This window comes from Desulfofundulus thermobenzoicus (assembly GCF_009428905.1).
In the GTDB taxonomy this organism is placed as follows: domain Bacteria; phylum Bacillota; class Desulfotomaculia; order Desulfotomaculales; family Desulfovirgulaceae; genus Desulfofundulus_A; species Desulfofundulus_A thermobenzoicus.
The window spans coordinates 68,063-82,799 of the sequence record NZ_WHYR01000011.1 but is presented as its reverse complement, the minus strand read 5'-3'; the positions used below and the strand labels follow the sequence as shown (position 1 = coordinate 82,799).

The window sequence follows — 14,737 nt, the reverse complement described above, 5'->3', positions numbered from 1 at the left end:
GGGTGGGGGGTACCTGTTCGGATTTGCTCCCTGTGCAACCGGAAACAACCCCCATCAGGACCACCAGGCCAATAACCAGGGCCGTAATTTTTTTGCTTGAGCCAAATGGCAAGCCCATTAATCACACTCCGTTTCCTGTCCTTTCATAACAGTATAACATTAAACAGGACGTTCTGTCACCCATTGCCGGCCCGTTCTATCGAAAAAGCACGAAAAAAGGAATTCCCTTTTCCGGGAATTCCCCTGTAATTTAATACTTAATAAGGGTTACGCCCGCAGGCCTTTTCTTCCACCTGTTCCATGATCCGGTCAACGGGCTTTTTAAAGATGGCAGCCAGTATACCCACTGCACCGACAATGGCCATGCCCACGTAAAAAAGGGTCCAGTCAATCATCGCTACCCGCTCCCTTACCTATAAGTTCGGCCAATTACAATGTATCACCATCATACCCTCAAGTCAACCGGTGCGGCCGAAGGTTTGTTCAAATTGTTCCAGGGTCATTAAAATAGCCCGGGGTTTGCTGCCTTCAAACCCGCCCACAATACCCCGGCGTTCCATGATATCTATGAGCCTGGCCGCCCGGGCATAACCGATATGCAGGCGTCTTTGCAGCATGGAGATGGATGCATTGCCGTTCTCAATGAGTATTTTTACAGCCTGGGGCAATAATTCGTCTTCCTCTTCTTCCCCTCCCGGTTTCTCTTCTCCCACCGGCGGCTCCTCCATCACCCGCTGGTCGTAGACGGGCTGCGCCTGCTCCCGCAAAAAGGCGGTGAGGCTTTCCACTTCACTGTCCGATAAAAAAGCCCCCTGCACCCGGATTGGTTTGGGCGCCCCCACCGGGAAAAAGAGCATATCTCCTTTGCCCAGCAGTTTTTCCGCTCCGCCCATGTCCAGTATGGTGCGGGAGTCCATCTGGGAAGATACGGCAAAAGAAATCCGGGAAGGGATGTTGGCCTTGATCAGTCCGGTGATTACATCCACCGAGGGGCGCTGGGTGGCCACCACCAGGTGTATACCGGCGGCCCGGGCCATCTGGGCCAGCCGGCAGATGGAATCTTCCACCTCGGCCGGCGCCACCATCATCAGGTCGGCCAGTTCGTCGATAATGATTACCAGGAAGGGAAGGGCCGTATGGGGTTGTCCCTCTTCCTGACCCGCGTTACCCTGGGGTGTCTTTTTCTCTTCCGGCCGGGACAGTTCGTTATAGCGTTTGATGTCCCGTACCCCCGTGCGGGCGAACATTTCATACCGCTGTTCCATTTCCCTTACCGCCCACCTTAAAACCCCGGCGGCTTTTTTGGCATCGGTCACCACCGGTGAAACCAGGTGGGGGATACCGTTGTAAGTGGTTAACTCCACCATCTTGGGATCTATCATCAAAAACTTAACCTCATCGGGGGTGGCTTTAAAAAGGATACTGGCGATCAGGGTATTGATGCAGACACTTTTCCCCGACCCGGTGGCGCCGGCCACCAGCAAATGGGGCATTTTCCCCAGGTCGGCCAGCACGGGCGTTCCGGCTATGTCCCGTCCGAGAACGACGGTGAGCCGGGAGGATCTCTGGTTGAATTCTTTGCTCTCCAGCAGTTCCCGCAAATGGACGGTGGCTATTTCCCGGTTGGGCACTTCGATGCCCACGGCTGCCTTGCCTGGAATGGGTGCTTCAATCCGTACGCCGGGGGCAGCCATGGCCAGGGCGATGTCATCAGCCAATCCGACAATACGGCTGACCTTTATGCCTGCCGGAGGCTGGATTTCGTAGCGGGTGATGGCCGGCCCTATTGTCACCTGGGTAACCCGGGCCTGAATATGAAAACTGGCCAGGGTTTGCTCCAGAATCTGTTTCTTTTCGGAGATCTCCTTTTCCAGCAGGGAGCTGTCCCGGGGTGGTGTCCGGGATAACAGCCCGGTGGACGGCAGGCGGTAAGGACGGCCGTCGGCCAGGGCGAAAGGGGCCATTTCCACCTGCATTCCGCTCTCTTCCGGGGGTTCCCGGCGTTCTTCCCTGCGCCGGCTCCGTCCCCTGACCCTGTCGCCGCTTCTGGTTTCTTCTTTATGCGGGTTTACCGCAGGCAGGGAGGGAGGATTCTGCTGTGCCGGGGAAGCCGGCAGGGAGGTAATGCTTGCGGAACTCCCTTCATTGACTCCGGTAAAGAAAAAGCCGGCCATTCGTGAGCCGATCCCGTGGGCAATCCTTTTCGTTCCCGCACCCATGGCGGACAGGTAAAAGCCCAGGGGCCGTCCGGTGATCAGGATCATTCCGGCCAGGGTGAAAAAGGTGAGCATTATGTAGCTACCCACCCGGCCAAAGGCTTTTTGCAACAGATAACTGAAAACCGCCCCCACCATTCCGCCCCCATGCCCCTGCCAGCCGGAGTAAAATGCCTGCTCCACCGGGAGAAACAGGTGCAGGAAGATCAAAATGCAGAGCAATAATAAAAACAAACCCCATGTCCGGGTGGCTGAAGCGGACAATTTCTGTTCCCGCATGATTTTGAACCCGAAATAGGCCAGGAACAGGGGTGGCAGGTAACGGCCGTCACCGGCGGTTACCGACAGACCCCGGGCCAGGAAATGTCCCAGGGTGCCTGCCGCCTGGGTGAACAAACTGGTCAGGCCCAGGAAGGCCAGGGCAACCACCGCCAGGCCGCAAAGCTCATATTTCAACACATCCCGCAACGACTTGGCCACAACAGTTCCCCCTTGTCCGACAACAGGTGCTTTTTCTCATCATATTTTGAGCTTACCATAAAATGGGCAAAGAGGCAAGTTTGTTCCCCTTTTTCCGGCTAAAATCAAAGCAGTCCCGGTCTGGTGGGGACTGCCTTGGTGGCTTATAACAGGTGTGGAGCTAAAAAGTTGCGAAAGATTATTCCGCCGGTCCTTTGTCCTCATTACAGTAAAAATCCTGACCGCGTTAATGGTGGCGCTTCCCGGGGGCCAAAGGTTTGACGAAAAAACTTCAGGCCGGACGGCGTACCGTTTTCCCTACCGGCTGCAACATGGCGTTGGCCACGGCCGGTCCGTAAAAAATTCGTGCCCGGAAATATTCGCTGATCCGGTCGGCATCGATCTGGGGGTTCCTTTTGATATGATCCGCCAGTTCCCGGGCCACATGTTCACCAATTGACACGTAATATCCCCGGGGAAATTCGGTGCGCAGCTGTCCGGTGCCGCTGATCCGGGAGACTTTTAACCCGGCTTTCTGCAGGGTATTGGCCGCTTCCTCGATGGTTATTTCGTGATACATGGAATTCACCTACCGGAATTGGTATTGTGCCCAGTATACAATATCATTGTTAAAAATAAAGTGTCGAAAGGGTTAATTTTTGGTTAAAGTAGCCGTGTGGCCATCTTTCCGGTATGGTGCCAACACCCCCTACTCCTGTCCCTTCACCGCCGCGGCCGCCCGGTGATGGCCGTACCATATGCCGGCAATGGCCAGGGCGACGAAAAGCAGACTGACCAGCTGGGCCACCCGGAGAGGTCCCAGCATCAGGCTGTCCGTACGCAAACCTTCGATGAAGAATCGTCCCACCGAATACAGGCCCAGATAGAAGTAAGCCACTTCCCCCGTGAAACGCTTCCGGGGCCAGTACCACATGAGAAAGGCAAACACCGCCAGGTTCCACAGGGATTCGTAAAGGAAAGTGGGATGGTAATACTGCCCGTCGATGAACATTTGCCGGCGAATGAATTCCGGGAAATGGGCCATGAAATCCGGTGAAGCCGGTCCCCCGTGGGCCTCCTGGTTGATAAAGTTGCCCCACCGGCCGATGGCCTGTCCCAGAATCAAGCTGGGAGCCATAATATCGGCCAGCAGCCACACCGACAGCCTGTGCCGGCGGGCGTACCACCATCCGGCCAGGGTGCCGCCGATGAGACCGCCGTGGATGGCCAGGCCGCCGTGCCAGATGGCCAGGGCTTCCAGGGGGTTTTCCCGGTAACTGGACCATTCAAAGATAACGTAGTAAAGACGGGCGGCAATGATGGCGGCCGGAATGATCAGGGTGGCCATATTCAGAATATGGTTGGGATCCACCTGGTTTTGCTGCGCCCGGCGGGTGGCCAGCATTATGCCCACCAGAAAGGCCGTGGCCATGATAATGCCGTACCAGCGGATGGACAGTGGGCCGATGTGGATGGCTACGGGATCGATCATTATAATTCACCTCATCATGGGAATTTGGTCCTGAAGGCGGTTGAGCCGAAAAAAGCTGGCAACCGGATCCGATAAATAATAGACTACTTCCCTGTCATTATACTCCCCGCCCGGCCAAAATTCCAGTACCGGCAGCAATCTGGATTCTATCAGCTCTTTTTATCCCAATCATCCACCCTGAACCCGATTCCCCCGTATGTTATAACTGCTTGGCTGTTTGCCTCCGGGACTATGTCTGCCGTCAGTTTTTCTTTACATGGGATTAATGAAAATTTAACAGCCATCTTACCAGTGCCTTACACTGTTTTAACAGGAGCATGTGATAATCTAGCCGGGACAGGCCTGAGTTGTCAGTGCCGGCTGAATATCCGGGATTATTCCCGGGCTGGGGGTGATGGGGTAAAGGGTAGGGGTAAGGGCAATAACTTTGCTGGTTTGTGTTAAGTGGTTCGGACTGGTAGTGCAAGGCGTTTGATTTAAATGTAAAACTATAACTTAAGGAAGCGGGGGATGAAAAGTTGCATGGCAAAAGCATTAAAAGGGATCTGCGCCGGGTTCTGGCCCTGGTGATAGCCCTGGCGCTGGTGGTTGCCTGCCTGCCGGTGGTGCCGGCCCAGGCCAGCACACCGACGGTTAAAAACGTTATTTTACTCATTGGTGACGGCATGGGCTTTGAACATATGGAAGCGGCCCGGGCAGCCGTAGGCGGCCACGTATACATGGACGACGTTAACGACGCCACCGGCCGGGTAACCACCTATTCAGCGGATGCGGACATTACCGATTCGGCGGCGGCAGCCACTGCCCTGGCCACCGGCTACAAAACCCTGAACCGGATGCTGGGTATGACTCCGGACGACGATCAGCTGACCCCGGACGAGGTGCCCACCCTGGTTGAACTGGCCGAGGACAGGGGACTGGCCACGGGCCTGGTGACCACCACCCAGATGGCCCACGCCACCCCGGCGGGCTTTGCCTCCCACGTGCCCCACCGGAACCAGTTTAACAACATTGCGGCCCAATACTTTGATAACTTTGCTGCCAGAGGTAAACCCATTGAAGTATTGATGGGCGGTGGCCGGAACAACTTTGACGACCGGGCCAAATACACGAGTGGCGTTAAATATGGTGATAAAACTGATAACCGCAATCTGATTCAGGAGTTTACCGCCAAAGGATATCAATATGCTGCCAATGCCAGTGAACTGGAGAGAATCAACGGTGATAGGGTGCTGGGGCTGTTCCATGCTGACAATGGCCTGACCCAGGAACAGGACCGTCTAGATAAGGGCATTGGCCAGGATGAACCCCACCTGGCGGACATGACGGCCAAGGCGCTGGAAGTGCTGGCCAAAAACAGCAACGGTTTCTTCCTGATGGTGGAAGGGGGCCAGATCGACTGGGCCAGCCATGCCAACGACTTTGATAACATGATTGGCGAGACCCTTGCCTTTGACCGGGCTGTGAAGGCTGCCCTGGACTTCCAGGCCACCCACCCCGGCACCCTGGTGATTGTCACTGCCGACCATGAAACCGGCGGGCTGAACTATAACGGTCCCAACGACTACACCTGGAGCAGCACCGACCACACCGCCGCCCTGGTACCCATCATGGCCGAAGGACCGGGGGCGGAACTGTTCAGCGGTACCATGGACAACACCGAAATCCCGCGCAAGATTGCTCAATTGCTGAATCTGGACAGGCCCCTGGTGCTGCAGCACAACAATGCCGTGGCCGGCCAGCCCACCACCTTCACCGTGACCTCCATGGGCCTGCCGGTGCCTGGAGCCATTGTAACCGTCAAGGACGCTGCCAAAGATAACAAGACTCTGGCCAGCCTCACTGCCGATGTCAACGGCCAGGCGAGCTACACCTTTGCGGCGGCCGGTGACTATAAGCTGGCGGCCAGCAAGGACGGTTATAAATCTACCGATGAATTCACAATTACGGTGAAACCCGCCGTTGCCACAGCCCCCAAGAAAGTCGTTCTGCTTATTGGTGACGGCATGGGCTATGAGCACATGAAAGCGGCCCGGGCAGAGCGGGGAAGTCTTTATATGGACACCGTCAACGATGCCACCGGGCGGATGACCACCCATTCCGCCGACGCGGCCATCACCGACTCCTCTTCGGCAGCCACGGCCATGGCCACGGGTTACAAGATCAACAATAACGTATTGGGTATTTTGCCCGACGGAAAGACCAGTGTGCCCACCCTGGTGGAACTGGCCGAGGACAAGGGGCTGGCCACGGGCCTGGTGACCACCACCCAGATTGCCCACGCCACCCCGGCTGGATTTGCCACCCACGTAAAGCATCGTGATATGTTCAATACCATCGCTGCTCAGTATTTCGACAATTTTGCCGCCAAGGGCAAGCCCATTGAGGTGCTTATGGGTGGCGGCCGGGATAACTTCGACAACCGGGCCAGCTATACTAAAGGTGCCAAGTACGGCGACATTACCAATGATGGCCGGAACCTGATCAATGAATTTACCGCCAAAGGCTATCAATTTGCCGGTACTGCCAGTGAACTGGCGAGAGTTACCGGTGATAAAGTCCTGGGATTGTTCGAACCCAAAAACGGCCTGACCCAGGAGAAGGACCGGCAGCCCGGCAATACCGAACCCCACCTGAATGAAATGACGGCCAAGGCCCTGGATGTGCTGGCCAAAAACAGCAACGGTTTCTTCCTGATGGTGGAAGGGGGCCAGATTGACTGGGCCAGCCACGCAAACGACTTTGACAATATGGTGGGCGAGACCCTGGCCTTTGACGACGCGGTGAAGGCCGCCCTGGACTTCCAGGCCAACCATCCAGACACACTGGTGATTGTCACTGCCGACCATGAAACCGGGGGGCTGAAATATAACGGTCCCAACAATTACAGCTGGAGCAGCACCGACCACACCGCCGCCCTGGTACCGGTGATGGCCGAGGGACCTGGAGCGGAACTGTTCAATGGCACCATGGACAACACTGACATCGCCCGGAAGATTGCCCAATTGTTGAACCTGAACAGGCCCCTGGTGCTCCAGTATGATGAAGCCACGGCCGGCCGGCCCGCCACCTTTACCGTAACTTCCATGGGTATGCCGGTGCCGGGAGCAGTGGTTACTGTGAAGGAAGGCAACAAGACCCTGGCTTCGCTGACCACCGATGTAAGCGGGAAGGCCAGCTATACCTTCGCCAAAGACGGTCAGTATCAGGTGACGGCCACCAAAGACGGCTATGTGGACAGCCCGGAGGCTACCCTGGGTACTGTTCCCCCCGCCTCAGGTGCGGCCACCATTACCGGCCTGGCGGTGCGGGACGAGAATCACCAGCCGGTGACCGGCGGCCTTACCCGGGGCAAACAGTATTACCTTACCTGGAAGGCGAAGAACAATGCCGCAGGCAGCCTGCCGGGCCTGGCCATTCTGGAAGTTCTGGGTGGCAGCCAGCCTGTGTTCTTAAACGCCGCCAGGTTACAGGTTCCCGGCAGCCCGGATACCGAATACTCTGTTCTCTTCCAGCCCTCAACCAGCGGAACCTACACGGTAAAAGGGTTATTCTGGAACGATTGGTCCACCAATGCCTCCTGGCAGTCACTGGCTGATCCTGTAGAAACTTCTATAACCGTTAACTAGTCTACTGGGGGAGGAGCGGTCACTCCACTCCTCCCCTTCCATAATTCTAAGTCAAATTGAAGTGGATACGGGCAACTTTTTCCAATAAGCCATTAAACAGCCAGGGAAAGATATGGCGCGGGCGACCCGCCAGTATAAAGACCGTGCGGGCAAAAAGCTTGCGCTACAGGCCGTTTTTTGAGCGCATTATTCTCCCCGGACAGAAAGAAGAGTTCCCAACAAGAACGTTCGTTCCCTCCATAAAGCATGAAAATCTATTTTTTCAAGGGAGTTACCCATGGGAACGTTCATTCTCTCATTAAGCATAAAAACCTATTTTCTAAAGATAGGAGGATAACAAATGGTGCGTTCTGTTATGCGCCGGATGGGATTGACCTGCCTGCTGGCAGCGGTGCTTATCCTGGCCGCCTGCGGCCTGGCCCGGGCCTCCGGCGCCATCACCATTGATGTTCCAGACAGTGCTGTTCCCGGCGATCAGGTGGCTATAAGGGGAACTGTTACCGGGGAACAGGTTTCCGGTGTGCCTGTGGGCATCACCGTAAAGGATCCGGCCGGTGCGGTCAGGTTCGTAGACGAAACCAGAACCGGATCCGACGGTGCCTTTAGCTTTACTTTCACCCTGCCGGCCGATGCCTCCAGGGGCAACTGGGAGGTGAAAGTGGCCGGAGGCGGTGCTGCAGTCCAGAAAACCTTTTCTGTGGGTGGAGCTGCCGGTTTGGTCAGCGCCACTCCGTCCAGCGTCCGCCCGGGAGAGTCGGTTACCTTTAGCGGCAAGGTGCCCCAAAACAATGTACCGGTGGGCATCACAGTGAAGGATCCCAACGGCAGGGTGGCCTTTGTGAATGAAACCAGATCGGCTGTTGACGGCAGCTATAGCTTCACCTTCACCGTGCCCGCCGGTGCCGCCACCGGTACCTGGACCGTTGATGTGGCCGGCGGCGGGACCACCGGGCAGTCCACCTTTACCGTCTCCACCACCACCGGCGGCGGTGGCGGCGGTGGCGGCGGTGGCGGCGGTGGTGGTACCACGCCCCCCGGAAAACCTGAACAACCCGGCACCACTGAAGGCAAATCTGTGGTAAAGGAAGGCCAGGAGACCCGCATCACCGTGGCCGGCGGTAAGGTAGAAATGGTGCTGCCCGCCGGTGCAGTGGCGGCCGGTGCCACTGTAACGGTTAAAACCATTGAAGGCAGCCAGGTGGGAAACATGAACCTGGACCAGCTGGTTTCCCGTTTTGCCAGAGGATTGCTGGGAGTCTACCAGATTGAAGCGGTGGATGCCGGGGGAAAAGCCCTGTCCAGCAGTGGCAAGCCTTTTACCGTTATTTTTAAACTGAACGCCAGCCCCTCCTCCTTCCGGACGGAAGTGGGCGGTTATTACGCCGACCCGGTCTACGGCATGCTGGTACCGGTGCCCACCGCTTACAGCCCGGCCACCGGGGAAGCCCGCCTGACCGTAAAACAATTCCGTACCTATGCTCTGGTGGAAGAGCAGGGTAAAACCTTCCCGGATGTGCCGGCCGGGTCCTGGTACGAAAATGTGGTCAAAAAGATGGCCCGGAAGAACCTCATGGGCGGCTTCCCCGGCGGGCAGTTCAAGCCCGGTGACAACCTCACCCGCGGTCAGGCGGCCAAACTGATCACCTTGGGTGCCGCGGTACCCGGCAGTGAGGTTTCGGGTAAGTTTGCCGATGTGAGAGGACACTGGGCACAGGTGCATATTAACTCGGCGGCTGCCGCCGGTGTTATCGGCGGTTATCCCGACGGCAGCTTCCAGCCCGACCGCCAGGTAACCCGGGCCGAACTGGTGAGCATGCTCCTGCGGGCGCTGGGCGAAAAAGGCGCCGGTGTGAAGGGTGCCTTTAAGGATGTGGCGCCAGATCACTGGGCCGCTCCGGTTATTGCCCGGGCCGTGGAAAAGGGTATTGTCGGCGGTTATCCCGACGGCACCTTCCGCCCCGATGCCCCGGTAACCCGGGCCGAAGCAGCAGGCATGATTGACCGGGCGTTCGCATTATAAGCCACTTTCAGGATAAGCCCGGTTTTATTATAGCAGCCCGTTATTCTGCTGCAACTCTATAAAGTAAATATTGGAATACTACCCCTTGTCTGTAACCCGGGCGCCTGGCACCCGGGCCTTTTTCCACCCGGGGGATTATTGTTTCCTCGGGCAACTTCTCAGAAAATGGTCGTCGGTCAACTTTGCACATAACAGTTCGCAGCCTATCCCCGGTGAGACAGAAAAAACCCACCTCATGAAGAGGTGGGGTCCCCGGCTGTATTTTAATAATGTTGTGGTTTTAATCGTCACGTAACCGTTACTTTCGCCCCTGCGCTCAGTTAAACCACACCGGCGTGGTATAGGCCCGGGCGCCGCTGTTCGCCGGATCCACGGCCCAGGCGCGGATGTATGTGCCGGGGTCTACGGTGACCGTTATGGTATAGCTATCACTTCCTGCAGGCAGAGTGCGCGTGTCAACGGTTTCTTCGGAGGGGGCGCCGGCGCGGCCTTTCATTACCTTAATATCCAGGCTGCCGGTGCTCCAGGCTTTGGCTACGTAAATTTCCACCTGCCGGCCGGTACCGGCGGTTACCGTTTCACCCATCCAGTGCCAGGTGAAGTCCCCTTCCGGTCTGGCCCATAGGGCCAGACCCGGTCCGGTGGTGGCGTACTGTTTGCCGCCGGCCAGGGAGGTCTTGATATCCTGGCGGGTGTTATTCCCGGCGTAAGTAACGGTCATGGCCGTGCCCAGGCGGTTTTGGGATTCGGTGTCACTGGCGCCTACGGCGGCCACCTTTTCACCCTTTAACAACCTTTGCTCGATCCAGCGGGTCACGGCACCCAGGTCCGGGTCATCCCAGGGGCCGTTGATCAGCTCGATGGCGTTTTCACCGTGGGTCCAGGGATAGGTTTTTAAATTAAAGTTCCACGGTTCAAGGGGCCGGTCGCCCCACTGGGGGTGGTTGATCACCACCAGACCGCCGGAATTTTTGGTCCGGTCAATGCCCTCCTGGGAGTTGGGGGAGTAAGCCTGGCGGAAAATGTTGGTCACCGAAGGGACAAAAGTTTCATTCAGGATGGTGGCGTAATGGGCCGTATCCAGGTCAGAGGTGGTGCCGTCCTTGATCTCCCGGACCGACAGCTCTTCTCCGTACAGGAAGGAGAACTGTGGATCACAAAGGGCGGTGGTCTGGTTTTTTATTTCCTGGTACTTGCCGGCATCCAGGCAGTAGGAATGGTCGGTAAGGTTGAGCCAGTCCAGCCCGGCGGCCATGGCCAGGGATTTCAGCTCCGGAATGGTATAGATACCGTTGCCGATCCAGTAATCCCAGGTGTAGGTGGAATGGGAATGGGTATCACCGAAATACCAGTCGCTGTGGCTGGCTCCCGGTGGCACCGGAGGGCGCTCCAGGGGCGGGGCAACAGTTATGGTTTTTTCCCGGGTGAGGGCCATTACTTTTACCGCCTTTTGATTTGCCTTGTCCGGCGTAACGGAATCGGCAGGCAGCAGGTCTGCTTCCAGCTTTAAATGCAACTTTTTCCCGGGGGCGAAATGATCCACCAGGGTATTGGGGTCAACGGTAATTTTGATCGCCTTTTTGCCCCGGTTCACCTGTCCGGCCAGTTGCTCCAGTCTCTCCGGCGCTGCGCTCCGGTCTCCCTGTCCGGCCCTTTCCTTTTCCTGGTCGAGGGTCCTGAGCTCCCGGCCCACCGCCTTTAACGGCTGGTTCAGTTCCTGCCGGTGCAATAATTTTTCCTGCCCGCCGGCGGCCTTCAGGCGGACCTCTTTCAGCACCACATCCTGGTTTTCCTCCCCCTTGTTCATCACGGTTACAGCCACCGGGAAGGGCACCGGGCGCCGGATCACCGGTGGAACGTCCACTTCCATGGTAATGACCGGTGCCTGTCCACCCTGTGCACGGGCGGGAAGGGGGAACATGCTGCTTCCCAGCACCAGCGTCACGGCCAGCAGGGCGGCAATCTTTCCTCTCAGCTTCACGTCGATACCTCCTTAAAATTTTTTGGCGGGCACTGCCGCAAAACTGTTTGAGCAACGTTTGTCCACGGGCATTGCGGCAATGACCGGGGAGAATTACATTACTAAAATATAACAGTCAGGTTAAATAACAATTTCTTTTTGGTTAAACAGGGATTAAATTGCATAAATGGCATCATAGTCCTGTATTCATCCGTCGCCCTGGTTTATGTAAAGTCTTTATTTCTATGGTTCCAGCAGGCTCATAAACATATTATCGAAAGAACAGGGCTTTTCATTTTATCCTTTTTTATAAAAAATAATTCTACTGGTAGATACTTGCCGTTATTCTGCCTTAGAAAAAGAAAACATTCAGGCCTGTCTTCTTGTGCCCGGTTTTTGATGACCAATGAATCGGCAACAAAACAAATAAGCCCTGCCCATCCGGGCAGGGTAATTTGTCCAAAAGAGCGCTGTATGATATTTGGTTTTGCCGGTTGACCTTTACCGGTAACTCATGCGCCGGTTGCTGGCCATGCACTCCCGGCAGTAGATGGGCTTGCGGCCGGTGGGCTTGAAGGGCACCTGGGTGGGCGCGCCGCAGGCGGAACAAAAGGCGTCGTACATCTGCCGTTCCGCTCCCTGGAAGCCGTTCCGCTGCTGTTTGCGCTGGCGGCGGCAGTCCCGGCAGCGGGTGGGTTCGTTGGTCAGGCCTTTCTCGGCGTAAAAGGCCTGTTCACCGGCGCTGAAGATAAACTCCGCACCACAGTCACGGCAGGTGAGCACTTTGTCCTCATAAGACATTTAAAAACTCCTCTCCTTTCGGGATTTGCCACTGGTTCAGGGACCCAAACAAAACCACCTGCCCCCTGAACCCAGGAGAAGAGTTGTTTGCCGGTAACCACAAAACCAGTTTGCTGACATTATATCACGGCCGTTGCCAACTGTCCAGAAGGAGCCCGTATGAAAATGGTGGGATACGGAACCTTTTTTGCGCGGGAAAATACCGGGTATACGGCCCGTTTTCCGTCAAGCATCCCGGTTACAGGGCCTTTTTGTCCTGGAAAAGCGAGGCCACCGGTTTTCCCATCGTCCCTTTCAGGACCGGCCTTATGCCCGGCTTTAGTACTGGTTAAAAGATACTGGACAATTTCCGGTTAATGGCTGCTTCTTAATTTTTGTCGCTTTTCCCTGGTTCTTTCTTCATCCACGGCCAATTGTTCGGTTAAGACCACCCCGTAAATTTCTTCTGCCGTCTGTCGTTCAATCAATCCCTCCAGTACATCCCGGCGCACCCTTTCCGGTTCCCGTTCCAGGGGAGGGCCAAAACCGCCCCCGCCGGCGGTTTGGAGCGTGATCCGGGTGCCCGGCGACACCCGGCAGGTGAATTTCCCCGGCGAGGATACCGGGGTGGTATTTCCGATTTTTTCCCCTTCCCGGTTATCTTCCGGTTTCCGGTTTGCCGGCGGAGATATCCCGGCGAAGGCCCTTTGGCCGGGCAACCCCCCACAGAGGCCCCATGGTGGGATGCGGGTCCGTTCGGTGCTTACCGAAACCGTCGCTTCTCCCCTTAAAACGGTGATCTCCCGGATCAGCCCCAGGCCGCCCCGCTGTTTACCGGCTCCCGCCGAATCCCGGGCCAGGCCGTAGCGGTCCACCCGCAGGGGGTAGGACTGCTCAATTACTTCCACCGGAGTATTCCGGGTGTTGGTCATGTGCACGTGCACCCCGTCCAGGCCGTCCCGGTCGCATTTGGCCCCCTGGCCGCCGCCGCAGGTTTCCACATAGGAATAGTATTTGCCCGTGGCCGGATCCATCCCACCCACGGTAAAATTGCTCATACTGCCTGTTCCTGCCGCCGTAACCCGTTCCGGCGCCACCCGGGCGAAGGCACCCAGCAGTACATCGGCAATGCGCTGGGCGGTATTGATGTTGGCATGGGCCACGGGAGCGGGAAAGATGGGGTTGACCAGGCTGCCAGACGGTGTGATTACCTCCAGGGAGCGGGTCAGTCCGTCGTTGGACGGCAGGTCCGGGTCCAGTACCGACTTGACCACGAAGTAAACGCAGGCCAGGGTCACACCCCGGGTGGCGTTCACCGGACCCCGCACCTGGGCGTGGGTACCGGAGAAATCCACCGTCAGCCCCCGGTCATGGCGGGTGATGCTCGCCCGGATATTCACCGGGCCCTCCACCAGCCCATCCCCTTCCAAAAAGTCCTCGCAAGAAAAGGTACCCCGGGGGATGACCTCCAGGGCGGACAGCAGCCGCCGGTGGGTGTATGCCATCAATTCTTCCATGTACCGTCGCAATAGGGGGGTGCCGTAGCGTCCGGCCAGTTCCAGCATCCTGGCAATACCCCGGTCGTTGGCGGAAAGCTGGGCCTGGATGTCCCCGTAAAATTCCCGGGCCGTACGCAGATTATGGGCCAGCAGCTTTAAAAGCTCTGTATTTACCTTGCCCCGGCGGCGGATCTTCACCGGGGGGATACGGATGCCCTCCTGGAAAATTTCCGTGGCCACGGTGGACATGCTTCCCGGTACCGCCCCCCCCACATCCACATGATGGGCCAGGTTGGCCACCAGACCCAGCATTGTGTCGCCGTGGAAAACCGGGCTGATCAGGCAGATGTCCGGCAGGTGGGACCCGCTGATATAGGGATCGTTGATCATTACCGCGTCCCCGGGCTCCAGTGTACCGGGGGGATATTCGGCCAGCACCGCCCGCACCACGGTGGGCATCAAACCCAGGTGCAAAGGGATATGTTCCGCCTGGGCCACCAGCCGGCCGCCGGCGGTGTAAATGGCCGTGGAACAGTCACGGCGGTCTTTGATGTTGGGGGAAAGGGCCGTCCTGGTTAGCACGGCGCCCATTTCCTCGGCCACCGAGGCCAGAGCGTGGTGCAGCACTTCCAGACCGGCGGGATCCAGACTCCTGGCGGGGGGATTGGTTTCTTTAGCCACT

At 57.2% G+C, this 14,737-nt stretch carries 9 protein-coding genes; 2 read left to right on the top strand and 7 right to left on the bottom strand.

Annotated features, from left to right (window positions below; genetic code table 11):
• Nucleotides 1-257 precede the first annotated feature (257 nt).
• From GFC01_RS05895 to lgt, 4 genes are all read right to left on the bottom strand, one after another.
• Nucleotides 258-395, bottom strand: a complete 138-nt coding sequence (locus GFC01_RS05895) for a hypothetical protein (RefSeq protein WP_152945710.1) — start codon at nucleotides 393-395, stop codon at nucleotides 258-260.
• A gap of 63 nt (nucleotides 396-458) precedes the next feature.
• Nucleotides 459-2,696: an FtsK/SpoIIIE family DNA translocase gene (locus GFC01_RS05890; protein WP_341473782.1), complete on the bottom strand. Its 2,238-nt coding sequence runs from the start codon at nucleotides 2,694-2,696 to the stop codon at nucleotides 459-461.
• 271 nt (nucleotides 2,697-2,967) lie between these two features.
• Nucleotides 2,968-3,255, bottom strand: a complete 288-nt coding sequence (locus tag GFC01_RS05885) for a hypothetical protein (RefSeq protein WP_152945709.1) — start codon at nucleotides 3,253-3,255, stop codon at nucleotides 2,968-2,970.
• Between the two features lie 129 nt (nucleotides 3,256-3,384).
• Nucleotides 3,385-4,167 carry a prolipoprotein diacylglyceryl transferase gene (gene lgt / locus GFC01_RS05880; protein ID WP_152945708.1) on the bottom strand — a complete coding sequence of 261 codons (783 nt, stop codon included), beginning with the start codon at nucleotides 4,165-4,167 and terminating at the stop codon, nucleotides 3,385-3,387.
• 518 nt (nucleotides 4,168-4,685) lie between these two features.
• Here lgt and GFC01_RS05875 point away from each other — a divergent pair.
• Nucleotides 4,686-7,796, top strand: coding sequence for an alkaline phosphatase (locus tag GFC01_RS05875; protein WP_152945707.1), 3,111 nt, complete (start codon nucleotides 4,686-4,688; stop codon nucleotides 7,794-7,796).
• Nucleotides 7,797-8,136: 340 nt separating this feature from the next.
• Nucleotides 8,137-9,816: an S-layer homology domain-containing protein gene (locus GFC01_RS05870; RefSeq protein WP_152945706.1), complete on the top strand. Its 1,680-nt coding sequence runs from the start codon at nucleotides 8,137-8,139 to the stop codon at nucleotides 9,814-9,816.
• Nucleotides 9,817-10,132: 316 nt separating this feature from the next.
• On the opposite strand, the gene GFC01_RS05865 is transcribed toward GFC01_RS05870, so the two are convergent.
• From GFC01_RS05865 to GFC01_RS05855, 3 genes are all read right to left on the bottom strand, one after another.
• Nucleotides 10,133-11,797 carry a CehA/McbA family metallohydrolase gene (locus GFC01_RS05865; protein WP_152945705.1) on the bottom strand — a complete coding sequence of 555 codons (1,665 nt, stop codon included), beginning with the start codon at nucleotides 11,795-11,797 and terminating at the stop codon, nucleotides 10,133-10,135.
• Between the two features lie 480 nt (nucleotides 11,798-12,277).
• On the bottom strand, nucleotides 12,278-12,577 hold the full coding sequence (locus GFC01_RS05860; protein WP_152945704.1) for a zinc-ribbon domain containing protein: 300 nt from the start codon (nucleotides 12,575-12,577) through the stop codon (nucleotides 12,278-12,280).
• 353 nt (nucleotides 12,578-12,930) lie between these two features.
• Nucleotides 12,931-14,736 carry a hydantoinase B/oxoprolinase family protein gene (locus tag GFC01_RS05855; RefSeq protein ID WP_341473781.1) on the bottom strand — a complete coding sequence of 602 codons (1,806 nt, stop codon included), beginning with the start codon at nucleotides 14,734-14,736 and terminating at the stop codon, nucleotides 12,931-12,933.
• Nucleotide 14,737 lies beyond the last annotated feature (1 nt).

Coding starts and splice junctions, on each gene's coding strand:
- lgt (WP_152945708.1), bottom strand. CDS start 4,167: ATGATCGATCCCGTAGCCATCCACATCGGCCCACTGTCCATCCGCTGG.
- GFC01_RS05870 (WP_152945706.1), top strand. CDS start 8,137: ATGGTGCGTTCTGTTATGCGCCGGATGGGATTGACCTGCCTGCTGGCA.
- GFC01_RS05895 (WP_152945710.1), bottom strand. CDS start 395: ATGATTGACTGGACCCTTTTTTACGTGGGCATGGCCATTGTCGGTGCA.
- GFC01_RS05885 (WP_152945709.1), bottom strand. CDS start 3,255: ATGTATCACGAAATAACCATCGAGGAAGCGGCCAATACCCTGCAGAAA.
- GFC01_RS05860 (WP_152945704.1), bottom strand. CDS start 12,577: ATGTCTTATGAGGACAAAGTGCTCACCTGCCGTGACTGTGGTGCGGAG.